The organism is Streptomyces olivochromogenes, from assembly GCF_021538895.1.
In the GTDB taxonomy this organism is placed as follows: domain Bacteria; phylum Actinomycetota; class Actinomycetes; order Streptomycetales; family Streptomycetaceae; genus Streptomyces; species Streptomyces olivochromogenes_A.
The window spans coordinates 15,276-38,499 of record NZ_JADDRL010000078.1 but is presented as its reverse complement, the minus strand read 5'-3'; the positions used below and the strand labels follow the sequence as shown (position 1 = coordinate 38,499).

Genomic DNA, 23,224 nt, shown 5'->3' with positions numbered 1-23,224 from the left:
TCGGCGGGGCGACCGACCCTGAGCTCAGGGCAGGTCACCACGGGAGGTTCCCGGATCGGTCGATGAACTGTCCCGTCGGCCCGTCCGGGCCGATCGTCGCGAGGGTCACGATGGACTCTGCGCCGTCGGCGACGCTGTGTCCGAGGCCGCCGGTGAAGTCGGTCGCGGTCTGCCCGGGGTCTGCGGCGTTGACCTTCACGTCCTTCAGTTCCTTGGCGTACTGCGTCGTGAGCATCGTGACCGCGGCCTTCGAGGCGCAGTAGAGGGGCAGGGCATACTGTGACTCGATCCGCGCCGGGTCCTGGGTCATGCTGAAGGAGCCCATCCCGCTGGACACGTTGACGATGACGGGGTTCGGCGACTTGCGCAGCAGCGGGAGGAAGGCGTGCGTGACGCGCACGATCCCGACGACGTTCACGTCGAGCACGGCGCTCACGTCGGCCGCGGTGTACTCCTCGACGGGGCCGACCTTGCCGAGGACGCCGGCGTTGTTGACCAGGACGTCGATCGTTCCCTCATGCGCGGCGACATCCGCGGCCGCGGCCTGGACCGAGGCGTCGTCGGTCACGTCGATCTGAACGAACCGGGCGCCGAACGACTCGGCCGCGGCCCGACCGCGCTCACGGTGGCGGGCGCCGAGGAGGACGGTGTGCCCCGCCTCGACGAGGCGACGAGCGGTTTCAAAACCGAGGGACTTGTTGGCCCCGGTGATGAATGTGGTGGTCATGCTGGCTCCTCCTGGTCCGAACAGCACGGTCGTGCGCTGTTCACGCACTTCATGCTGGGTCCCCGGGAGGGTTGGCGGGAGCTACGGGACTTCGTGGTACAGCGCGTACCACCCAGCAGCCTGGTCCACCGGACGAGGCAGAACGCGGGCCTTCATCCCTGAGGAGACATCCTCTGGACCCCAATGGCCGCAAGCAATTCGAGTTTGCTGCGGGCGTCGGTGCCTGGCTGCGGCGTGTACACCACGAGGCGGAGGTTCGTGTCCTGGGTGTTGAGGATGTCGGAGTTCATGGCGATGTCTCCGACATCCGGGTGCTGGACGAGTTTGTGCGCACTCTGGTGACCGCCCACCGCTCGGCGGCTCCACAACTCGCAGAACCGTGGGCTGAGGTTCAGCCTCGATACCAACGCCGCGAGGTCGGGATCGTCGGGGTACCGGCTCGTCGTCGCGCGCAGGTCGGCGACGAGGGACTCCTCGAACGCCGCCCGCTCGGCCGCCGTCTGCCGGACCCGGGGCAGCTCACCCAGGAACTGCCAGACCAGGACGTTGCGGTCTCCCACACCGCGGACCGTGGGATCGCCGAACGTGGCCGCGAACAGCGGATTCCAGTGCAGCAACTGCCAGGTGGCGTCGTAGATCGCCAGCGGGTTGCCGGCGAGCTGGTCCACGATCCGGTACAGGCTCCCTGGGATCGTTCGTGGAACCCGGCTCGGATCCGCTGCGTGACCGGCCATGCGCAAAAGGTGAGCGTGCTCGTCGTCGGACAGATGCAGGGCTCGCGCCAGGGCCGAGCAGACCTGCGCCGAGGGTGTCGCCACCCGTCCCTGCTCCAGCCGGACCACGTACTCGACCGAGATGCCGGCCAGCGTCGCCAGCTCCGCGCGTCGCAGACCGGGGACCCGACGGGGTGAGCCGTGTGCGAAGCCCACCGTCGCGGGGTCCAGCCGGTCCCGCCACGCCCGCAGCGCGGCACCGAGTTGATCCATGAACACCACTCTCCCGCACACCCCGCCCCGCTGGGTGGTACGCGCTGTACCACGAAGTCCCGTAGCTCCCGCCGACGCTCCCCGGGGGCTCAGTGTCGAGTCGTGACCGGCGCACAACGATGCTGTCCGGAGTCAAGAGGAGCAAGCATGACCACCACGTCGAACCACTACGTCACCGTGCTGTGGGAAGCCCGGGCCAAATCCGGGAAGGAAGCCGCGATGAAGGCGTTCATGACAGCCGCCGTCACCGCATCGCGCTACGACGCGGGCAACATCGACTACGAGGCTCACCAAGTCGAGGGACAACCGGGCGCGTTCGTCATCTTCGAGCGCTGGGAGAGCCGCGAGGCCCTCGAAGGCCACCTGCAGGCACCCCGCATGCAGGACCTGGTGCCCCAACTGCTGGAACTGATGGACGGCAGCATCGAGGACGGGATCCGCTTCCTGCAGCCGTTCCGCCCGGCACGGTAGGCCGACCCGGAGCACGGCGGTCGTGATCGTCGTCCTCCGACGCTGAGCGGTTTCGAGCAGCAAGACGGCAGCGCGGGCACGGCCGCCCTCCGTGATCACTGAGCGTAGAGACTCCATGATCGCGTGGACCCGTGCCTGCTCTGCATCCTCCCCCACACCCATGCCTATTGCCGGTCGTTCTCAGCAGCTCAGAGGGTACGGCGAGATGGCTCCCGAAACGCTGTATCCCAGGTCCGGGAACGCCGGCCATTTGCTTGGCGCTTCGACCGGCACGAGAGGGTAGTACGTCGCCGACGGCCACCAGGGCGCGGGCGGTGTCGGTCGCCGCGCGGGTCCGGCGCTCTGGTGCGGGCAGCACGGCCGGCACCAGGCCGGCGGCGTACGCCAGGGCGCGGTCGACGTCGCCGAGCTCTCGGTGGATCCCGACCCTCGATGCCCGGAGTACGTCTATTTTCAGCCATGCCTCTATAACGTCCCTGCACGGAAAGGTACTTCCGTACAGGAGCATGCACCTGACATCTTGCATCCACCACTCGTTTCGTACGGCCCGGCCGGTGCCCTCAGCACGGCCGGGCCGTCTCCGGAGGACGCATTGATACCCCACATATCCAGCCGCCCTAGACGCACGCTGGTGCTGGCGGCCACGCTCGGTGCCGCCCTCGCGTTCGGCGCCCCGGGAGCCCTCGCGGGCACGCTCCCCGTCGTCCCCTCCACCGCGCCGGCCGCCAAGGCCCACGCTCCTGCCGCCGTGCCGGCATCCCAGAGTGCGACCTGGGTGGCCGGGACGCGTGCCTACCTCGTGATCACCGCACCCGGTGACAGTTCGGCGGTCCGCTCGGCGATCACGGCCAACGGCGGCACCGTCTTCTCGAACTTCGACGCCATCGGCGTGATCGTCGCCCACTCGGCGTCCAGCGGATTCGCCGCCGCCATGCGCGACGTCGCCGGCGTGCAGCAGGTCGGCGCCACGCGTACCTCGGACGTCCCGGCCGACGCCTACAACCCGGCACTCCCGGCCAATCCGGCCCAGGCCTCGACCCCGGCCGGAGAACCGGTCCGGGCCGACATGAGCCAGATCAAAGCCGACCAGGCCTGGGCCGTGAACCCAGGCTCCGCCTCCGTCACGGTCGGCATCCTGGACACCGGTGTGGACGACCAGCACCAGGACCTGGCGCCCAACTTCGACGCGGCCGACTCGGTCTCCTGCGCCTACGGCAAGCCCGACACCCGTGCCGGCGCGTGGCGGGACGTCGACACGCACGGCACCCACGTAGCGGGCACCATCGCCGCGGCCAAGAACGGCAAGGGCGTCGTCGGCGTGGCACCCGGGGTGAAGATCGCCGCGGTCCGGGTCGCCGAGCCGGGCAACTCCTTCTTCTTCGCCGAGAACACCATCTGCGGCTTCGTCTGGGCCGGTGACCACGGCTTCAAGGTCACCAATAACAGCTATTACACGGACCCGTGGCAGTTCAACTGCCCGGACAACATCGACCAGGCCGCCATCATCGAGGGCGTCAAGCGCGCCCAGGACTACGCCGAGGGCAAGGGCTCCCTCCAGATCGCCGCCGCGGGCAACGAGAACTACGACCTCGCCCACAAGACGACCGACTCCGCGAGCCCGAACGACTCGACGCCGGTCACCCGCACCATCACCAACGCCTGCCTCGACATCCCGACCGAGCTGCCGGGCGTGGTCACGGTCGCGGCCAACGGCACTGGCGTCACCAAGGCCTCGTTCTCCAACTACGGTCAGGGCGTCATCGACGTCGCGGCGCCGGGCAGCAACGTGTACTCCACCGTCCCCGGCGGCGGCTACGGCAGCAAGAGCGGCACCTCGATGGCCACCCCGCACGTGGCTGGCGTGGCGGCACTCATCGCCAGCGCCAACCCGGGCATCACCGCGGCGCAGCTCCGCGCCAAGCTGGCCGAGCAGGCCAACGACATCGCCTGCCCCTCGGACAGCCGCTGCACGGGCACGACGGCCAACAACTCGTTCTTCGGCGAAGGACAGGTCGACGCCCTCAAGGCCGTCGGGACCACGCCGCCGACCGGCAAGTACTTCGAGAACCTCGCGGACTTCGCCATCAACGACAACGCGACCGTGGAGAGCCCGATCGCCGTAACCGGTGTGACCGGCAACGCCCCGGCCACCCTCAAGGTGGGTGTGGACATCAAGCACACCTACATCGGTGACCTGAAAGTCGACCTGGTGGCGCCGGACGGCACCGTCTACACGCTGCACAACCACGCCGGCGGCAGCGCCGACAACATCGCCCAGACCTACACCGTGAACGCCTCCTCGGAGGTCGCGAACGGCACCTGGAAGCTGCGCGTCAACGACAACGCCGCCTCCGACACAGGCAAGATCGACGCCTGGAACCTGACCTTCTAGCGCAGGGCCGGGCAACGCCCGCGTACAGCACGCACAGCGCCGCGACAGCTCCCCGCCCGCGGCCGCGGACAAGGCGGGCTGCGGTCTGTTCGGCCAGGGCTGCGAACTGCTGGGCGGGCAGAGGGCATATGGGCCCCGGAGGCGGTGTACGCCGCGGTTGGGGCCACCATGCCGGAGGCGTCCAGGAAGGCCGCGGACGGCCTGGAGCCGGTGTCCAGCTCACCGTGCGCCTCCCTGACGAGCTGCAGGGCTGTGTCCGCGCTGACCGTACGGTCAGCGCGGACACAGCCCCGAGGAGTGCTGGCCGGCTCGAGCGGCGGGCCACCGTCCCGGCCAGGACCGCGGGGGCGGCCTCGCCGCGGGAGGCCTACGCCTTGCGCACCAACGGTGGACATGAACGGGACCGTATGAAGGCGGTGTTGACCGGGGCCAGGCGATGTTCTCGAATGTTCTCGCAGGCTGACCGGATGTTCTCGTGTGGTCGCGCGAAGGGGGCGGCACGCCGTAGTGGAGGGCCAGCCCGCCGGTGATGCTGGTGGCCCCAACCCGGATGATGAAGGCGACATGCGACGACTGAGGTTCACCGGCACGGACAGCAAGAACGGCGGCTGCCCCTCGATCCACGAGGACACCAACTCGGGTGACGTCATCGTTCAGGGCCCGCCCCTCACCGAGCCCGACGACCTGGCCCAGCTCCAGAACTTCGGGCCGGGCGACGCCGCGGTAGTCGTGCCGCGCGAGCTGCTCGTCAACCACGCCCCCAAGGAGATGCACCGTGTGCGCCAGCTGATCAGCCCGCAGGAGTTCGGCCAGCTCTTCCATACCTTCGAGCACTCGGCCTGGCACCTGGAGACCCGGGGCGGCTACGCCTCCGACCGGGAGGACCTGGGCTTCGACGAGTTCCTGGAGACGGGCGAGGCCCCGATGGATCTCGCCAGCGACTGGTGCACGAACATTCGTCAGCAGACCAACGGCGGCAAGTACGTCGGCCGTGTGCGCGTCGTCGATGATCCACCCACCGACGGGCAGCGGTTCCTGCTCAGCTACGCGCGCTGTAACGCGGCCACCGGCGAAAGACGTCCGCAGCGTGTGGCGCAAGGACGCCGTGCGCGCGCACCTCGGTGACGAGGACTTCTGGGTTTTCGACAGCCGTATGGTCGTCATCCTGCACTTCGACGACCAGGACGTCCTCGGCGACCTCGAGGTCATCACGGAACCTGCGGCAGTGCTGCGGTACTGCCAGATCCGCGACGCCGCCGTGCACGTGTCGAAGCCGTACGACCAGTTCGCGGCTCAGCTGTGCCAGCACTGACGGGCAGCCGGTGAGCACAGACTTTCAGCAGGCCCGCGAAGCCCTCGGAGTCCGCCTTCGAGAACTCCGCCTCACCGCGCCTGGTGGTCGGCTCACCGGCACACAGCTTGCCGAGCGGCTCGGCTGGCCGCACTCCAAGGTCTACAAGCTCGAGGGCGGCCGACGAACTGCGACGCCGGACGACCTGCGCTCGTGGGCTACAGGTGTCGGCCGCCCCGATGTCTTCGACGAGCTCGACGGCCGGCTCAAGGCCTTCGAGTCTCACATCCGGTCGTGGCGCCGCCAGCTCGCCGCCGGCCACCGGCCCGTACAGGACAGCTGGAACCTCGAGGTGTCCCGGACCCAGATCATCCGTGCCTGGGAGGAGGCGGTCATCCCCGGCATGCTCCAGACCGCCGACTATGCGCGCGCCGTCTTCCTCCGGTACGCGGCCCTCCACGGAACAGCCCGCGACACCGACGAGGTGGTCCGCTCACGCATGCGCCGCCAAGAGTGGCTGTACGAAGCAGGCCGCCAGTTCCGTGCTCTGGTCTGGGAGGCAGCTCTGCACGCACTGGTGTGCCCGCCGCCCGTGCTCGCGGCTCAACTCGACCGGCTCGCGGGAATGGTGGGCATGGACACTGTGGAGCTCGGCATCATTCCGCTCGGAGCGTCCCTCAAGATTCCCACGGCCAACGCATTCTGGGTCCTTGACGATCGGCTCGTCATCACCGAGGACTGGCACGCGGAGCTGTGGCTCGACGACACCGACAGTGTGACCACCTACGTGCGCATCTGGGAAATGCTGTAGGAATCGGCCGTGTACGGATCGGACGCGCAGAACGTGATCACCAGCGTGCAGCGATCGGTCCGTCCACGCTGACATGGCGAAAGGCCCCCTCCCGCCCGAAGGCGAGTGGGGCAGATCAGCGGATGAGCAGGCAGAACAGTGCCCTCGCGCAGGCGTAGATGGTTACGGCTCCAGCCGTCATGGCCGGCGTCCCTCTTCTGGTCGGCACTGGGCCGCTGTCCAGCCATATGCGGCACTTCGACTGCTCGAGATGAGCCTGGGACCATAGCGTGGCGGTGACCGGCTACGCCTGCGCCAAAGCCTTCTCGTCTTCCTCGCCGGCCGCCGGCGCCGATCCGGCGGTGGTGCTGTCCGCGGCCGCAGGTCCGTCACTCGTGTACAGGACGGTGCTCTTCTGCTTTGTCCGCTCCACAGCGCTCTTCGCGACGAGCCGCTCAAGGGTGTTGCGCACGATGGTGGTGTTCCGGGCGCGCTCGGGGTACTCCTGCTCCAACTCGATGGTGACCTCCGCAGCCGTGCGCGGCTGGCCGGGATGCTTGTCAAGGATCTGCTTGAGGAGATCGCCCAGCGACGGCCCGGCAGCCTTGTCCGCCGCCGGCTTGCCGGCCGGGCCCTTGGCGGTGGTCTTCTTGGCCGCAGTCTCCTTGGCGGCCTTCCTGGCCGGGGCGGTCCGCTTGGCGGCGGCCTTCTTGGCAGGGGCCGCGGGGCTGCCGGTCTTTGGGTGCCGCGGCTGCGGCACGCCCGCCTCCTCCAGCACAGCGGAGGCGTGGGCAGGGTCTTGTGGCTCGGTCACCGCAGCATCTGCCGCACCGCCGGTGGCGGAGCCCGACCCGGCAGTCGCACCGGCCAGAGCGCTCTGCAACCTGAGCAGCATCTCTTCCTCTGCCTGCAACTGCTTCAGACGCGCACGAAGATTCTCCTGCTCACTGCGGTTGGTCTCAAGCTCGCTGGCAAAACGCCCCGCGTACTTTTCCTGGATGGTGGCAGCCTCGTCGGCCACGGCACTCACGCTCCCTGGTCCCTAGTGTGTTGCGCCGGATGCTACCCACCCGTAGCACTTATAGCTGACGTCCCGGCAGATCACACCTGTTCGAGAACCCGACGCGTTGGCCTGGCGCATGGGCGGAAGACGGCCCACGCCGCAGCACCCCGGATCTTCGCACAGGACCGCGACTGCATTGAGGCCTGGCGAGCGTTCCATACGTAGGACAGCGTAGGGTCGTTGCGGATGCTGAGGAGAAAGCCATGACCAGCGGCGAATGGGTGGAGAGCGCGGCCTGCCGCAGTGCCGAACCGGACGAGCTGTTCGTCCAGGGAGCCCAGCAGAACCGGGCCAAGACGCTGTGCCATGGGTGCCTGGTACGCACCGAGTGCCTCGCCGAAGCCCTCGACAACCGCATCGAGTTCGGCGTGTGGGGCGGCATGACCGAACGCGAACGCCGCACCCTGCTGCGCCGCAAACCCGACATCACATCCTGGCGAGCAGTACTGGACGAAGCGCGCCAGGCATTCGAACACCCCACGGCCAGCTGACCGCAGGGCAGGGGTAACTCGTTTTAGATGGAGGTCGCGTCTATTCGCCGTGCAGGCTACGCGCTCGTCGCAACCCTTCGACAGGAGCGGCGAAGCAGAGAATCCGGCCTGACCGCGTTGGAGGCAGGTCGCCGCGCCTCGATTCGCTCCGCCCTGACCTGACGCCCGCAGTGACGACGCTGGCTGCCGAGCTTCTGCAGCGGGATCCCGACCAGCGCCCCCAGGACGGCACGGCAGGTGCAGGAACGGCTCCAGCAACCCCAGGCGGCCCTAGCCATGAGATCAAAGGGCAATCCGACCACGTAAAACGCCCTCTTGGATCGCACCCCAGGCGCACTGCAGCCAGCGGGACGACGCCCACGACGCCGTCCCGCGACCCGCCCTGGCCCGATCACCCAGCAGCCGTGCACGTCGTCGTGCTCGGCCGAGACAAGCGGAACGGGGCCGCCCCACTTCCCGCATACGGAGCGTGTCCTGGAAGCACTGTGACATGATCGGCTGCCATGCCGTCTCTGTCCGCGTGGCCACCAACAACCCCCCGCCGTCTGCTCGCTGCCCTGCTCGCGCTACTCGTCGGGTCCGGCGTCGGCGTCGCCGACGCCGTCCCCACAGCCGCAGCCGCAGCAAAGAGCGCCCAGACCGCAACACCCGATCACCTGCGCTACGACGTGACCCTGCGCGCCGATGCCGACGGCACCCACTGGAAGGGACGACAGCGCGTGTCGTTCCGCAACGCCTCCGACCGGCCCCTGCGCGAGGTGTACCTGCGGCTGTGGGGCAACGGCGTGGACGCCTGCGGAACTCCCGGCAGCCTCTCCCCCGTCACCGTGTCCCGGGTGCGGGGCGGCACGGCGGGCCGGCTCAGTCTGGACTGCACCGCGCTGCGCATCACCCTGCCCACACCTCTCGAGCGCGGCCGGCGCACGGCCGTCTCCTTCGACGTGTCCCTCACTGTGCCCAGACGCAACAACCGCTTCGGCCGCGAGGGCGCGTTCCGTTTCCTCGGCAACGCGCTGCCCGTGCTCGCCGTGCACGACGCGACGGGATGGCACCTCGATCCGTACGTGTCGACCGGTGAGAGCTTCTACACCCTGGTCGGCGACTTCCAGGTCACGCTCGACCATCCGTCGGCCCTCAAGGTCCCGGCGACCGGCCGCACCCGCACCAGCCCCGGCACGCCTGGGCGCACCCTCACGCACAGCGTCGCGCACCGGGTACGGGACTTCGCGTGGGCGGCAGGCCCGTTCCACGCCGCGGCCCAGACCACGCTCGGCGGCGTGCGGGTCAGATCGTACTGGGCACCCGGCACGCCCGCCCCGGGCGTGCGACTAACCCGCCGGGACGGCGCCGCCGCCGTCGACCGGTTCAGCACGGAGTACGGCCGCTACCCCTACGGCGAGCTCGACCTGGTGATGACTCCGCGGTTCGGCGGCGGCATGGAATACCCCGGCCTGGTCCTACTCGGGACCACGGAGGAAGGCAGCGCCGTCGTCCACGAAGTGGCCCACCAGTGGTGGTACGGCATCGTCGGCAACGATCAATACCGTGCGCCCTGGCTGGACGAGAGCTTCGCCCAGTACGCCAACGCCCGCTTCTACGGCTGGGACACCCGCGACTGCTGGGACCCGCACGACTGGCCCGACCAGAACGCTGCGCTCACCAGTTCAATGGCCTACTGGGCGGAGCACCCCAGCGCATACCACCTCATCTACACCGCTGGCTCCTGCGCCCTGGCAGACCTGGAACGCACCCTCGGCACCGCCACCATGGCACGCCTCGTCAAGCGCTACGCCCGCGACCACTGGTACGGCATCTCCACCACCGCTGACTTCAAGAAAACCGCCCAGTCCATCACCGACAAGGACTTGACCTCCTTCTGGAAGACCCACCGGATCCGGTGAACACCTGCGGCGATGCCTTCTCGCCAGTGGGGCTCGGACCAGGCGCATCAGCGATGACGCTCTGTCACCACCGAATGTGAGACAGAGCCACGATGACATCGGCTGGCTTCGGCCGGCGCACGGGTTGTTCCGCGGCCGGCCGGGCGTGCGGGTTCGCTGGGTTCAGGAGGTCGGGGCGACGAGCATGTGCTCGGTTCCCAGTCGGCTGGCGAGCGTATCGGTGTACATGGTGGTCTCACCGTCGGACCAGCGGATGAGGAGGTCGTCGGTTTGGCCGTTTCCGGTGTAGTCGCCGGTCGTCATGGCCGTGTCGTGAGTCCAGAGCTTGCTGGGGTTCAGGATGCGCTGCTCGGTGCCGAGGCCCGATGTGGTGGTGCCGACGTAGGTGTCGAGCTCGCCGTCGGTCCAGCGCACCATGAGGTCCCACTTCTGGTTGCCGGAGAACTCGCCGCTGGTCAGGAGTGTGGCGTCCTTCCATCGACGAAACCGCGCCGACCGCGCATCCATCACTGGCGGAACGCGTCAAGCTGATGAAGCCACAGATCAGCCGACTGCGCGCCGATTTCGCCTGCTTCCAGGAAGTCAAGTCCACGGTCAGGAGCGCCCCGGCCAGCCCCGCGCGCTGCTGGCGCTGAAGGAGCTGCTCGCGGGGACCAACCTCGACGGGGCCGCCCTGGTCAGCACCAAACCCGAGGACGACGCGGTCTTCGACATGCGCAACCTGGTCGTCGCCACCCACCTGCCGGTCATCAAGCACCAGCAGCTCAAGAACGACCTGGTCGCCGAGCCCCACTACCAGCGGCTCACCGCCACACCCCCCGACCCGGCGCCGATCCCGATCGGTATCGAACGGCCCATCCTGCACGCACAGATCGACATCGACCACGCCAAACCCGGCTGCCTGCTGCACATCATCACCGTGCACCTCAAGTCCAAGATCCCCACCGAGATCCCCGGCCAGGTACTCGACTCCCAAAAGGGCATCTGGCGCACCGCGGACGCCTGGGCCGAAGGCAGCTTCCTGTCGTCCATGAAGCGCATCAGCCAGGCCCTGGAAGTCAGGCGCCTCGTCGACCAGATCCTCGGCGAGGACCCGGACGCGCGCATCATCGTCGCCGGCGACTTCAACGCCGAACCCGAGGAAGTCCCCGTCCTGGCGATCTGCGGCAACGTCGAGGACACCGGAAACGGCGACCTCGCCACCCGCGTCCTGGTCCCCATCGAGCACACCATCCCCAACGAGGCCCGCTACACCCTCTTCCACCACGGCCAGATGCTCGACCACATGCTCGTCACCCGCAACCTGCTCACGCACTACCGCGGCTCAGAGATCCACAACGAAGTCCTCCACGACGAATCCCTCGCCTTCGCCACGGACGCCAAGTACCCGAGTCCGACCACGCCCCCGTCGTCGCCACCTTCGACTTCGACTGACCCCACCTGCGATGAACCAGCCACGGCACCGCCATCGCCGCCTCCGACGCAGGCTCACAACCACCCGTTGACGCATCGCCAGACGGCACCCCCAGCAGCCCGGTGTGCTGGCCGCTGGGGGAGCCACAAGCGACAACACCGACGAAGCTCCCACGCTGTCACCCCATTGGAGTAGCCGAACCTCCAACGAGGCAGCCCCGATGAGGCAAGGCCGCGATCACCCAGCTGCCGAGGAGACCCGTCAGAACCGGCACGAGCCGGAGCAGGCGACGAAGAAAGCCGTCCGCCACTCACAGCAGGATCCGGCCGGAGAGTAGCCGAGCGTGCGCCGTGGCGGCGGGCGGGCGAGGGCAACCGGGCGGAGGCGGTGCACCTGCCGCCTCTTTAGCCACTTCGCGGCTTGCGACCCGCAGTCTTCTTCGTGGTCGTCGGGCCGTGTTCTGCTTGGCCGGCTGTTTCCTCACGGCCGCCTTCTTCTTCGGTTTCGGCAGTTCGTGTTCGTGTCAGCGAGACAACGACATGCGTGCGTGGTCAGGTGAGATGGTGTCCTTGGTGAGCCAGGAGTGTTCATGATCGGCGTACTCAGATCCGCGGCCATGGCGGCAAGTGCCGCCTGCGCGCTCCTTGTCCCGGCAATGGCCCCGGCCGGATCTGCGGCCGTAGCCGTGCCTCATCCGGGGCGGGCGGCGGCCATGGACGTACGTGGCGAGGGAGACGGAGACGGCACCCTGATCACCCGCCTGCACACGCCTCCCACCGGCACGTCGATCGCTTCTCCCGCGCGCGACACCCTCTACGCCTGCCGAGGGGGCACTCTCGCCCGGCCCGACCGCCCGTGGATCGACGCCCACGGCGTGATCGACGTACTCAAGCGCCCCTTCGTCTCGGGGACCATGCACTGGCCCAAGGTTCTTCGGGTGACGAGGACCGCGACGACCAGGCACTTCGAGGGCAACGGTCTCCCGGGTCATTCCACCGGACGCTTCCCCGTGCAGAAGGGCACTCCCGCCTACAAGTACTACGCGGAGATTCCCTCGCCCGGGTACCCCAACGCCGCCGCGATCCCCATCAAGCCGTGGCACCTCGACGTCACTGTTCCCCGCAACCCGATCGTCCAGGCGACGCCCACGTGTATCTCCCAGCTCACGACCGGGATGGCGCTGGCGGGCGGCACCTTCCACCTGGAGGTGGCCACCGACGCGGAGGACCGCCCGGTCGACCCGAACGCGGCCCTGCCCCTCGACCGCTGCTGGGGCCACCCGTACGAGACGCAGTACCACTACCACGGCCCCTCACAGACCTGCTTCGGCAAGACGGCTTCCCGCGCGTCCGCGAACGGGGGTCGTTCCGGGCACTCGCCGCTCGTGGGATACGCCATCGACGGCTTCGGGATCTACGGCCCGCGCGGCGAGGACGGAAAGATCGTCAGGAACAAAGACCTCGACGTCTGCCACGGCCACACACACGCGATCATGTGGGACGGCAAGAAAGTCGTCGCATACCACTATCACCTCAACGGCGAGTACCCGTACTCCATCGGATGCTTTCGCGGTACGCCGACGACGGTCCCCGGGGACGCGAACAGCCACGACTGGAGCCACTGATCCAGACGACCCCACGGCCCTCAGACGCTGTGTCGGGTCCTGAAATGACAAGTTCGCCCAGAGCGTTGCTGAGCCGAAGCTGCCAGCGGTGGTGGCCCCAGGACTCGTCGTCGACGAACCGACCCCGCTCGTCGCGCAGCGTCACGGTTTCGTCGTCGTTGTTCCACACGTAGTTGCGGCGGTCCCGGTACACGTCCGTGCGGCTGTCGCGGCCGACGCCGGTGTGGACACGGACGGTGGACCGGCCGTTCAGGCGGAAGTGGTGGAAGGTGAAAGTGTGGCCGTCCTCGTCGGACAGGGTCCACCGGTCCAGGTTCACCGCCCGGCAGGGTCCCCTACGAGCCGCCCCACACCGAGGACATGCGCTCCCCCGTCGCCCGGGCATCCAACCAGCCCCCCATGCCAGTACGGCCGACGGCCGTCAGTGTGAGGTGGGAGCGCCCCGGCTCCGACATGACGGCGCACCTTCGGACCGGTCGACGACGGTGATCGGTGACACGCCGGCCTCACGCTGCCGGGAGTACGGCAGCGCTTTTCATGGGCACGGAGGTTGGTACGGGAGGTTTCCCAGGTGGTTCCGCCACTGGGCCCGGTCGAGGGCGTGGCCGGTGACGGCGCAGATGTGGTGAATGACGCTGTCGGCGTCCAGGTCCCACAGGCGTGCCGTGCCGTCGTCACTGCCCGTTGCCAGCGTGTGGCTTCCGGGGCCGAGGACGGCTGAGTTCACGGCGCCGGTGTGACCGACCAGCGGGTCGCCCGTGGCGGAGGGGTGGGCCGGATCGGAGACGTCCCACAGTCTGAGTGTGTCGTCGGTGGTTCCGGCGACGAGGATGTGTCCGTCGGGACCAAAGGCGAGTGCGGAAACGGAGCCTGCGGCATCAACAGGGGAACTGAGTGACCTGGGGTGAGCTGGACGGGTAACGGTCCAGAGGCGCAGGGTCCCATCGGTGGTGGCCACTGCGAGCGTGTGTCTGGCCGCGATCGTCCAGGCGGTCGTTGTGGCCGAGGAAGCGGCCGACAGCGCCTCCGCACCAGACTTCGGTGCGGGGGCGCTGCGCGTTCGACTTGGGATTCCCCTACAGCCCGTCGGTGTTCAGCTCAGCCAGGTGCTTCCGCAGGAACCGGTGCGTCTGCTCATCGGTGGCGACGTCTTCGTTGTCGAAGCGGCTGTCTGCCCATGACGTCTTGCCGCTGGAGCGGATGCGCAACTCCCCTCCCGTGATCCGGTACCGCCGGTACTCGCGGAAGTTCCTTCCCTCGTAGCTGGTCTCCAGCTCGAAGCCCTCGTTCTGGGCCAGCAGTTGCTGGCGCACTTCCCTCGTCAAGCGCATGGTCCCCCCACGGTTCATGACGGGGGGATCATGCCACGTCTAAGCCGCAACCTGCCCCTGCTCGGCGGAAGGCAGCAGGGCGAAGACATGATCGAGCAGCTGGCTCGTGCGCACATGTCCTGGGGGCTGGGATCGGCGGACCGCTGGGATCTGGACCAGACGACCGGCATCATCACCTGGACCTTCCCCGAGATCAACGCCGATGCGCAGGCTGCTTCGACCCTCATGGCCTTGGCCGTCCGGGTCACCGAGGCGACCGGCTATTACAAAGGCCCGGGAAACAACTCCTCCGTGATCATTACCTTTGGGCCGGTCCCCCTGACCAATGCGGACGGCAGCGTCTCCACCTTCAATATCAACTAGCGTCGGCGAAGTCGGCTGGGGTCGGAGCCCGGGCCCTACTCAGGCGCCGACCCGATGAATATGGTCAGCCGTCCTGCGAGGTTGCCGTTCCGTTCTTGCCCGCGGGATTCCTAGGTCGCGTGTTCGGCCGGTAGCTGGGACCGTGGCAACGCCCCTTTACGCCCTCGTCGAGCAGGGCCTTGGGGCCCTTGCCGAGGGCTGAGGGGCCCAGGTCTCCGGATGAGCGAGGCGGCTACGGCCCTCCGGGTCTGCCCATGCGCAGCAGGGATGCCCCGAGAGGGGTGAGGGTGTGCAGCACGGAGGCCGCGTTGCGCCGGGTGCTGATCAGACCGGCGTCGCGCAGGGCGGTGGTGTGCTGACTGGCGGCCGACGCCGAGATGCCTGCGGCCCGCGCCAGTTCGCCGGTAGTGGCACCGGTCGCGGTGGAGCGCAGGACGTTGGCACGGGTACGGCCCAGGAGGACGGCGAGCGGCCGCTCGCTGCGGTTCCCGACGGCTTCGGGGGCAGACACGGGGTGCAGTGGGTAGACCAGCACCTGTGGCAGTTCGGGGTCCGAGAGCGCGACTGGTATCCGCCAGCAGAAGTACGAGGGGACCAGCAGCAGGCCGCGCCCGCCGAGATGAAGATCGCGGTCCTGCACCGGGTAGTCGACGTGCAGGACTGGAGCCCGCCAGCGCATCATCGTGCCGAAGCTGCCGAGCAGTCGCTCCACCCCGCCGTGCAGCAGGGTGCGGCAGCGGATGTGCCGGTCGCTGTCGAGGCGGGCGCGTATCTGGTCGTCGTACGGGGCGATCGCGGCGTTGTAGTAGTCCTTGAGTGCCGCGGCGAGTTCTTCGCGGTTCTCCTTCTCGGTGAGACCGGTGAGCCACGACGGTGCGCCCGTCGGCTGGACGGCCAGACGGCCTACTTCGTTGCGGACCCGGTCCGGTGGGGTGTCCACGATCGCCGCAAGGCCGGCGGCGAGGCCGAGGGAGGCCTCGGCGGGATTGAGGAAGTCGGGGAAGTAGGCGGCTCTCGGGAACAGCGGCAGAAGTCTCGTCGGCAGTGCCCGGCCGAGCCCTTTCTCGCTCAGGGCCGCGAGTGCGCGGCGATGCCAGTCGGCGTATGCCCAGCGGCCCTGGCGGGTTTGGAAGCGGTGCAGGCTGAACGTGATCTCCCACAGCGGGTCCGGGGCGGCGGCCACGCGCGTGCGCGCTAAATCAGCGTCGGTGAAATGAATGCGGAGCATGCCGTTCCCCCCCGTGCGGCCTCGGCTATTAAGTCCAGGCGACATATGATTGCCAGTTCGCGGCACCGCTGGCAACATCCTTCACGAACCGAATTCGGTCATTTATTCCTGGCCGTCAATCATTCGAAGAAGAGATCTTTTCCCCGTCGAGGACGACACGAGGAGATCAGCATGTCCGTCAGCACCAGGTTCGCCGCAGCGTGCGCCGCCACCGCCCTCGCGGCAGGCCTCGGCCTGACCGCCGCCGGGACCGCGGCCGCCACCCCGGCGTCCACATCCGTGAGTGCCTCCAAAGCGCAGGTCAAGTCCTGGTCGTGCGGCTTCTACAGCGGCACCGTCGAAACGGTGTACGGCAACAACAACGACCGGGTTCGCGAAGTCCAGTGCCTGCTGGTCTACGTCTGGGGCTGGAACCTCGGCTCGACCGGCCCCGACGGTGACGGCGTGGACGGGGACTTCGGCGGCAAGACCCTCGCGGCTGTCAAGGGATTCCAGACGTGGGACAACAACAGGGGGTGCAGCATAAAACTCACCGTCGACGGCCGGGTTGGAACGCACACCTGGAGTGCGCTGCGCTCTGACAACGGTTGTCCGACCGTCTGAATCAGCGCGCATCGAAGTCAGGTGTCCTGGCCGTTGAATTAGGGGGCATCTGATCTAAGAACCGTCACCCTCAGCAAAACCTCCGCGAGCGGCTCCAGGCCCAAGTGGTCAAGGACGCTCAGACCGAGCAGCACCAGCAAGATCAATTTCACCGTTAACCGCTGTACCGCTGCTACTCCGCCCCGGAGTTGCCCTGGCAACGGCGCTGGAACTAACGGGACGCGAAGTGATTGCGTAATCGTGTCTTGCGTCTGGCACTGCCAGCACTGTCGCTCTTAAAATCACCGCAACTCTTGCGGATCATGAGGAAGGAAGTACGTAGATGTACCTCGGACGATTCTTACGTATCGTCATGACCATGGGGGCGGCGCTCATTGTCGCATCGGCAATGGCCACAACGCCGGCATCGGCAGTCCCTCCTACCCCGGCCACGTCATCGGCATCGAACAGTCCAATGGGCAAGTCGTCCCTGCTGAACCGGCAGGCCCGCTCGGATGCAGAGTTGCGCGAGCAGATCGCACTTCAGCTGAAAATTGCCCCTGGGGGCAAACAGACGAGCCGCAACGAGGTCTCGTATGGCAACGGCAAGTTCGTCGTGACCTACGCTCTTCCTGGGCCGCGCGCCATCGCCGGCGACGCTGACTGCCCGTCCGGTTGGTTCTGCTTCTACCAGGACATTAATTGGGGCTACCCGCGAGGCAAGCTCCAGGACTGCGGCACGCAAGATCTCGGAGCCTGGGGCTGGAAAGACCGCACATCCTCGGTCGACAACAGCACTGACAGCGCGGTCTTCTACAGCTCACTAGGGGGGGAAGTCCTCATCCGTAACTGGGCTCGGCGGGCAATCGCTTGGGTCGGGGCCAACGCGAACGATAGGGCAGAATACGTGGACCACCAGTGCTGAACGCACTGCACACGTACCACTGCGGGTGCCACCGGAATACGGCAGATTCGGGCCGCCGAGCTCCTTTGCTTGCAAGCCGGGAATCAAGCCGGCTCATGAGGCCGATTCGCCGATCTTGATCGGCCTCTCGACGTGCGGTTCCGCGCGTCGAGAGGCCGAGGGGGCGGATACTGCCGGGCACGAAGCGCCTCGGCCGGCCCCGCGCCGTTGGGCTGGCCGAGCTCGCCGCGCTGCGACGCACGGTCGACGAAGACGTGAGCGTGACCGAGGCCGCCCGTACTCTCAAGCTCGGGCGATCCAGTGCCGACGAGGCGCTAGCCGGAGGCCGTTCTTGACCACGCGCGAGGTTCAGGTGTCCTGGCTCGGGTCGTGGAAGGGACGCAGGCCGGTGCCGGCGTCGGCGCGGGTGAACGCGTGTTGGACGACTCTCTGTATGAGCACGAAGGCGGGGGTTGGCGACACTCACGGGCCCCGCTCCACCAGGCGTTTCAGCTTTCCCCGAGTCCCCTCGATCTTCCCGGTCGAAATCGACAGCCCGATCCGCGGCACGATCTGCTTGGCCTGCAACGGGCCCGGCGCATCGGCGATGACCTGGTGAGTCGGCCCGGGGCGCGGTGCCGGGATTGCTCCCGGCCCGTTTCCCCGGGCCGCTCTCCGAACCCGCCGTACGGATCTCTCCGTAACGGGCTCTCCACGGTTCCTGCCGTCAGACGGGGTTCGCAGTGAGCCAGGGGTTGGGGATCTTGTTGCCCCGGTAGGCGTAGCGGGAGACCGTCACGCCCTTGATCCGGAAGTACTCGACCCCGTCGGCCGCGATCCTCCACTGCCCGGAGGCCGCGAGGTGTCGGTAGACCTGTCCCCAGTTCCATCCATGCCGTGCCCGCAGCATGTGGACCAGCCTCCACCAGGTGAAGTGGTCCAGTTTGCTGAAGGTGTCCTTTGCCACGGCGTGGCGGAAGTAGTTGGCCCATCCGCGCATGATCTGACCGAGTCTGGTCAGCACATACGCGAGGTCCTGCTGCGATGTCTTGTGCGTCAGGGCACGGATCTTCGCCTTCAGCGACCGGACAGGCCGGTCCGCGATGAAGGTGTAGACGTACCACTTGTTCGTCCCCCTCTTGCGTTTCCACCGGATGCGGAAGCCAAGGAAGTTGAACCCGTCGCCCATGTGGACCACTTGGGTCTTGGCCGGTGACAGCCGCAGCCCGAGGGGTTCCAGTGCGACGGCGACTTCTTCGCGCAGCGTCTCGACGTGCGCCCGTTCCCCGTTCACCAAGATCACGAGGTGAGTCGGCGGCGGGAATCTCACCCGCCGCCGCTCGCAGAACCGTGCGGGAACCTCTCGGCTCACACGGCTCCCATCGCCCAGCCATCAGGCTTGAGACCGAACCGCCAGTGGGCGAAGAGGTTCGGGTACCGGCGGGCAGTGCCCGCCAGTAGTTCCTTCGCCTTCCGCTCCCTGCGGTGAAGCCGTTTGTACTTCCGGCAAGCCCAGCGCACCAGATACTCGTTGAGTCGCCGGAGGAGGGGATACAACATGGACTTGTAGAAGCGCCCGTAATAGTTGACCCACCCTTGCACGATGCTGTTGAACATCCGCGCAAGGTCGTTGAGGGACTTGTCACTGCGGGCGGCAATGCGCCAGGAGCGGATCTCCTTGCCCATCGCCTTGATCGCCTCCTTGCTGACCGCGGGCAGGAAATTCACAAAGTGCTTCCCGTACCGGTTCTTGGCCAGCCTCGGACGGAACGTGTACCCGAGGAACGGGAACGACGTGTGCTCGTACGAGCCGCGCCGGTCGGCGTCCTTGCAGTAGACGATGCGCGTCTTGTCCGGATGTAATTCCAGACCAACCTGCGCCAATCTCATGGCGAGCGCGTCCCGCACGCGGCGGGCCTGCCTCTCGCTCTTGCAGTGAACCACTGCATCGTCGCAGTACCGCTCGAAGGTGACGTGCGGGAAGTTCCGCGTCAGCCACACATCGAACGCGTAGTGGAGATACAGATTCGCCAACACGGGGGAAATCGCTGATCCCTGGGGAGTCCCACGAACCCGCTGTTGCACCCCGTCCTGCTTTGCCAGCGGGGCCACAAGCCACCGCTTGACGTAGAGCAGGACCCACTTCCCGTCCTCATCGATATGCCGCTCGACGGCCTTGAGCATCAGCTCGTGGTCCACGCTGTCGAAGAACGCCCGGATGTCGAGATCGACCACCCAGTCGCTGCGCCAACAGCGCCGCCGGCACTGCTCCACCGCGTCCAACGCCGACCGCCTCGGCCGGTAACCGTAGGAGTCCGGATGGAACACAGGCTCCACCCGCCGCTCCAGATACATAGCGGCCACCGTCTGAGCGATCCGGTCAGCCACAGTGGGCACCCCAAGCACACGGACACCTTTCCCGCCCGCCTTGGGGATCTCCACGGCCTTCACCGCCGGAGGGAAGTACGAGCCGGACGAGAGCCGATTCCACAGCTTGTACAGATTCCCCTTGAGGTTCTGCTCGAACTGCTCGATCGACACTCCGTCCACCCCGGGTGCACCCCGATTGGCTTTGACCCTCAGATACGCCTCCCACACCATCGGCTTGGAAATGTAAAACGGCTTGGTCTCGGCCTGCGGCCTTGATCCGTTCACCTGGCTCCTCCCGGAAACACCGGTTGACCACCAAACAAGATCAGGACGACCCGCCCCCTTCGCTCCGCCCCCATTACAGGGACTTCATCACTACTACGAGACGGTCCGTCCCCCTGCCACGCATCGGTACTCAGCCCCTTACAGTTTCAGCTGCTTGGGGTTCTCCCTTGGCACCAACCAGACTCCAACAAAGCCCAGTCGGCAACATCGCGGCGAGGGGTTCCCACGTTCCGCACTGGCGCCTGTCGCCGAGCTCGCGCCACCTTCATGCCGGGCCGCCACCTGGCCAGGAATACAGGAACCCGCCAGATTCGTCCCGGGGCAACAACTGGACCCCGGTTTCGGCAACCACTCATACGCTTACGACACTTCAGCAGTGGTTCACTCGCGTTCGCCTTCTCGGCACGCACCTGACGCATCATGTGCGCCTTTTCCGCAGTGCTCATCACCCCGGCTCATTCACCGGAGCAACCTGCGGTGGTTTGGGACCTCCCCCTGCGTGGGCGATCCCGGAGGGTCTACCTCCATCACCAGTGCAGCACCACGTCAGAAGCTTCCGTCTACATCAGAACCTCCTGTTGTGTTCGTGGCGCACAGTCGTCGGCGTAGCGGATGATCCTCCACGTCGGCGCTCCTGTGGAACGGCGGTAGGAGCGTTTGCCGCTGGTCGACATCGGCCCGCCGGGCTTCCATGGCTCCATCACGTGCTCGTCGAGCACGGACATCGCCACGTTGAAGATCAGCGGGGACAGGATGCCGCCCTGCGGCGTGCCGGTCATGGTGTCCTGGTGTTCGCCGAATTCGGTGAGGATCCCGGCCTTGAGGAACGCCTTGACCAACGCCAGTACACGTTTGTCCTTGACCCGAAGCCGGACCCTCGCCATGACGGCGGAGTGTGACAAGGAATCGAAGGCCGCCTCGATGTCCGCGTCCAGCACCCAGCGGTAGCCTCGGGTGCCGAAGTGGTGAATCTCGGCGATCGCGTCCTGAGCACGTCGGCTGGGCCGGAACCCGTACGAGGACGGCGCAAAGTCCGCCTCGAAGATCGGTTCCAGCACCAGCTTCAGCGCGGCCTGCACGACCCTGTCCGCGATCACGGGAATCCCGATCTTGCGAAGGCGGCCGGAACCCCCCGGCTTGGGAATCTTGCGCTCCCGCACCGGCAGCGGCCGGAACGAGCCGTCCTTGACGGCGGCGCGCAGGTCGTCCAGGAACCCGGGCACTCCGATGCGCTCCTCCACCTCGGCGACGGTCACACCGTCCACCCCTGGAGTGTTCGCACCGCGGTTACCCGCGACCCGCTCGAACGCCACCAACAGCGTCGCCGGGTCATACACGAAGTTGAACAAGTCATCGAACCGGCGGCCGTGATCGGCCACCGCCCAACGGTGAAGCTTGGCCTGCATCTCCGATACCCTCGCCCGAGGCCCGGCCGGACCAGAGCGAGGAGCACCGCCATTCGGTGGCGCGTCTCCCGGCATTGCAGCGTCCTTCCCAACTCGAAACCGCTGCCGCCCTTCCCCATGTGCGCGGGCTCTCCCCGGCTCGGAGTACTACGGCGGCTCCGCCCCGTCCCAGGACGATCAGTTGTCGGTGCACTCAGCCCCAACACGCCCGCTGGCTACGGACATTGAGGGCAAGGCCCAGGACGGTTCCCGTGTTCACAGTGATTCGCTCGTCGAAGTAGGAGCCCGACTATGCCCCTGCGGCATCGCTGCGAGTACGCCGCAGACCTTCTTCGCAGCCTCCCTGGCGGCTCGTGCCTACCGCCCCGGGAGTTCCCCGCCCACATGCTCGACGGGTGCGCGCCGCCTCCGGCCCAGATCCGCCAGATTCGAGCCGGCACCGTATCAAGGGGGTGTCACACGTCGGTTCCTCGCGTACTCCTCTCCGTCCCGCTAGCCGGACCCGCGCCATCTGGCAGTACTGGCACGTCCCGGCGTTGTCAGGGCTGCTCCCACCCTCCCCGGCACCACCCGGCTCAGGCTGCCCTCAGCTCCACCGTCCCGCTGCGACGAGATCAGCGATGAAGGTCTCTCACCTCCACTCGAACCACTGCGCCTCACGGCGCACCCACGATGTCCCGGTACACGTCCGGCAGTACCGCCGTCACCAGGCCCTCCAGCCACGGCGGCACCACCATCACCCCCACACGTGAGGCGCGGACGTCTCTTCGTGTTCCGACCTATGCTCCGTCGGCACGTCAAACTCGACGTCAGTCCCCGCGGACGACAGCTCACCAGTACCTCTGTGACAGTCTCCCGCATGATCTCCAGCCGCGACAGAACCGCTCGCGCCTTCTCCAGCCTGAAAGCCAACTCCGCGGCCTCAGCCTGGAGTTCCTCGACTCGCTGCCGAGCCGCAGCCTCCCGCGCCCGAAGCTCTTCCGGCAAAGACACCATGGCGCCCCACCTCCACCTCGCCACGGTAGGAGCACGACGGCACCGCCCACACATCAATCAGCGTCTTCCCAGCTCAGCTGCCCCTCGAAAGGATCCGCAACCAACTCGTATCGGCAGGGCTCCACCCCAACCAACAATCCCCACCACTCAACGGGCCGGGCTCCAACTGGTCTGCGAAGACGTCGCCGACGCCCAACGTCGACGAGACCGTGGAGTCACCACCGCATCCGGGACCGCGACGGCGAACCAGCAGACGTCGCCCAGACCCTCACGATCTGGACCACGTCAGCCGTCCGCACTGGTGAACGACGAGGCTGTGGACGGGGCGCGCGACCAGCGGGACCGGAGGTCGGGAGGTTCGTTGATCGAGCTCACCGTGGACGTCACCGGCTCGCCCGTCCCGGCTTCGCAGTCAGAGGTACGGCGCGCCATGGCGCGGGGCGGCGCGCACGTGGCCCTGCAGGCCGCCGACGAAATGCGGCACTACTGGGAACTGGCCTTCGCCCCGCACCGGGAAGCGCCGGCCAAGAGCGCTCTCGACGCGAAGATCGACCGATGCGCGGGCGTGCTGGTCCGCCACGGAGCCGCCGCACTCATCAACTCCCCGCA

19 protein-coding genes and 3 pseudogenes are annotated in these 23,224 nt (G+C 67.5%); 11 read left to right on the top strand and 11 right to left on the bottom strand.

All coding sequences use genetic code 11. The features are described 5' to 3' along the window. Positions 1-34: 34 nt before the first annotated feature. On the bottom strand, positions 35-727 hold the full coding sequence (locus IPZ69_RS31835; protein ID WP_235458114.1) for an SDR family NAD(P)-dependent oxidoreductase: 693 nt from the start codon (positions 725-727) through the stop codon (positions 35-37). Positions 728-879: 152 nt separating this feature from the next. Further along, the gene (locus IPZ69_RS31830; protein WP_235458113.1) at positions 880-1,713 is read right to left on the bottom strand and encodes a helix-turn-helix transcriptional regulator; all 834 of its coding nucleotides are present in this window, start codon (positions 1,711-1,713) and stop codon (positions 880-882) included. A gap of 147 nt (positions 1,714-1,860) precedes the next feature. Here IPZ69_RS31830 and IPZ69_RS31825 point away from each other — a divergent pair, with 147 nt between their 5' ends. The 4 genes and pseudogenes from IPZ69_RS31825 to IPZ69_RS31810 all read left to right on the top strand — a co-directional run bounded on the left by IPZ69_RS31825 (position 1,861) and on the right by IPZ69_RS31810 (position 6,750). Continuing rightward, the gene (locus IPZ69_RS31825; protein ID WP_235458112.1) at positions 1,861-2,184 is read left to right on the top strand and encodes a putative quinol monooxygenase; all 324 of its coding nucleotides are present in this window, start codon (positions 1,861-1,863) and stop codon (positions 2,182-2,184) included. A 631-nt stretch (positions 2,185-2,815) separates the two neighbouring features. Then, entirely contained in the window at positions 2,816-4,576 is a 1,761-nt protein-coding gene (locus IPZ69_RS31820) for a S8 family peptidase (protein ID WP_235458118.1), read from the top strand. Positions 4,577-5,140: 564 nt separating this feature from the next. Further along, positions 5,141-5,888, top strand: a pseudogene (locus IPZ69_RS31815) (DUF6879 family protein). Between the two features lie 10 nt (positions 5,889-5,898). After that, positions 5,899-6,750 (top strand): annotated as a pseudogene (locus IPZ69_RS31810) (helix-turn-helix domain-containing protein). A gap of 211 nt (positions 6,751-6,961) precedes the next feature. Here IPZ69_RS31810 and IPZ69_RS31805 read toward each other — a convergent pair. Then, positions 6,962-7,678, bottom strand: coding sequence for a hypothetical protein (locus IPZ69_RS31805; protein ID WP_235458111.1), 717 nt, complete (start codon positions 7,676-7,678; stop codon positions 6,962-6,964). Between the two features lie 245 nt (positions 7,679-7,923). Here IPZ69_RS31805 and IPZ69_RS31800 point away from each other — a divergent pair, with 245 nt between their 5' ends. Both IPZ69_RS31800 and IPZ69_RS31795 read left to right on the top strand, forming a co-directional pair. Next, positions 7,924-8,211, top strand: a complete 288-nt coding sequence (locus IPZ69_RS31800) for a WhiB family transcriptional regulator (RefSeq protein WP_235458110.1) — start codon at positions 7,924-7,926, stop codon at positions 8,209-8,211. A gap of 503 nt (positions 8,212-8,714) precedes the next feature. Next, positions 8,715-10,112, top strand: a complete 1,398-nt coding sequence (locus IPZ69_RS31795) for a M1 family metallopeptidase (protein WP_235458109.1) — start codon at positions 8,715-8,717, stop codon at positions 10,110-10,112. A 162-nt stretch (positions 10,113-10,274) separates the two neighbouring features. Here IPZ69_RS31795 and IPZ69_RS31790 read toward each other — a convergent pair whose 3' ends face one another. Continuing rightward, positions 10,275-10,619 carry a hypothetical protein gene (locus IPZ69_RS31790; protein WP_235458108.1) on the bottom strand — a complete coding sequence of 115 codons (345 nt, stop codon included), beginning with the start codon at positions 10,617-10,619 and terminating at the stop codon, positions 10,275-10,277. 205 nt (positions 10,620-10,824) lie between these two features. Here IPZ69_RS31790 and IPZ69_RS31785 point away from each other — a divergent pair, with 205 nt between their 5' ends. Together IPZ69_RS31785 and IPZ69_RS31780 are read left to right on the top strand one after the other, a co-directional pair. Beyond that, positions 10,825-11,721, top strand: a complete 897-nt coding sequence (locus IPZ69_RS31785; protein ID WP_235458107.1) for an endonuclease/exonuclease/phosphatase family protein — start codon at positions 10,825-10,827, stop codon at positions 11,719-11,721. Positions 11,722-12,238: 517 nt separating this feature from the next. Further along, on the top strand, positions 12,239-13,150 hold the full coding sequence (locus tag IPZ69_RS31780; protein ID WP_235458106.1) for a YHYH protein: 912 nt from the start codon (positions 12,239-12,241) through the stop codon (positions 13,148-13,150). On the opposite strand, the pseudogene IPZ69_RS31775 reads toward IPZ69_RS31780, so the two are convergent. From IPZ69_RS31775 to IPZ69_RS31760, 3 genes and pseudogenes are all read right to left on the bottom strand, one after another. Then, positions 13,059-13,475 (bottom strand): annotated as a pseudogene (locus IPZ69_RS31775) (lamin tail domain-containing protein); the annotation flags it as partial. The gene IPZ69_RS31780 and the pseudogene IPZ69_RS31775 overlap by 92 nt on opposite strands. A 210-nt stretch (positions 13,476-13,685) precedes the next feature. Then, positions 13,686-14,108 carry a WD40 repeat domain-containing protein gene (locus tag IPZ69_RS47115; RefSeq protein WP_308407569.1) on the bottom strand — a complete coding sequence of 141 codons (423 nt, stop codon included), beginning with the start codon at positions 14,106-14,108 and terminating at the stop codon, positions 13,686-13,688. 118 nt (positions 14,109-14,226) lie between these two features. Next, positions 14,227-14,481, bottom strand: a complete 255-nt coding sequence (locus tag IPZ69_RS31760; RefSeq protein ID WP_235458105.1) for a hypothetical protein — start codon at positions 14,479-14,481, stop codon at positions 14,227-14,229. Positions 14,482-14,568: 87 nt separating this feature from the next. Here IPZ69_RS31760 and IPZ69_RS31755 point away from each other — a divergent pair, with 87 nt between their 5' ends. Then, a complete protein-coding gene (locus IPZ69_RS31755; RefSeq protein ID WP_235458104.1) occupies positions 14,569-14,844 on the top strand; it encodes a hypothetical protein in 276 nt (91 codons plus the stop codon). A 232-nt stretch (positions 14,845-15,076) separates the two neighbouring features. Here the strand turns inward: IPZ69_RS31755 and IPZ69_RS31750 are convergent, their stop codons facing one another. Beyond that, a complete protein-coding gene (locus tag IPZ69_RS31750; protein ID WP_235458103.1) occupies positions 15,077-16,072 on the bottom strand; it encodes a helix-turn-helix domain-containing protein in 996 nt (331 codons plus the stop codon). Between the two features lie 171 nt (positions 16,073-16,243). Between IPZ69_RS31750 and IPZ69_RS31745 the strand changes: the two genes are divergently transcribed. After that, positions 16,244-16,675 carry a peptidoglycan-binding domain-containing protein gene (locus tag IPZ69_RS31745; RefSeq protein WP_235458102.1) on the top strand — a complete coding sequence of 144 codons (432 nt, stop codon included), beginning with the start codon at positions 16,244-16,246 and terminating at the stop codon, positions 16,673-16,675. 322 nt (positions 16,676-16,997) lie between these two features. After that, complete coding sequence (locus IPZ69_RS31740) at positions 16,998-17,579, top strand: peptidase inhibitor family I36 protein (protein ID WP_235458101.1); 582 nt, start codon at positions 16,998-17,000, stop codon at positions 17,577-17,579. Between the two features lie 706 nt (positions 17,580-18,285). Here IPZ69_RS31740 and IPZ69_RS31735 read toward each other — a convergent pair. The 3 genes from IPZ69_RS31735 to IPZ69_RS31725 form a co-directional block, all read right to left on the bottom strand. After that, positions 18,286-18,861 carry a group II intron maturase-specific domain-containing protein gene (locus IPZ69_RS31735; RefSeq protein WP_235458100.1) on the bottom strand — a complete coding sequence of 192 codons (576 nt, stop codon included), beginning with the start codon at positions 18,859-18,861 and terminating at the stop codon, positions 18,286-18,288. 65 nt (positions 18,862-18,926) lie between these two features. Next, positions 18,927-20,213 carry a group II intron reverse transcriptase/maturase gene (gene ltrA / locus IPZ69_RS31730; RefSeq protein WP_235458099.1) on the bottom strand — a complete coding sequence of 429 codons (1,287 nt, stop codon included), beginning with the start codon at positions 20,211-20,213 and terminating at the stop codon, positions 18,927-18,929. A gap of 560 nt (positions 20,214-20,773) precedes the next feature. Then, positions 20,774-21,619 carry a reverse transcriptase domain-containing protein gene (locus IPZ69_RS31725; RefSeq protein ID WP_308407568.1) on the bottom strand — a complete coding sequence of 282 codons (846 nt, stop codon included), beginning with the start codon at positions 21,617-21,619 and terminating at the stop codon, positions 20,774-20,776. Positions 21,620-23,224 lie beyond the last annotated feature (1,605 nt).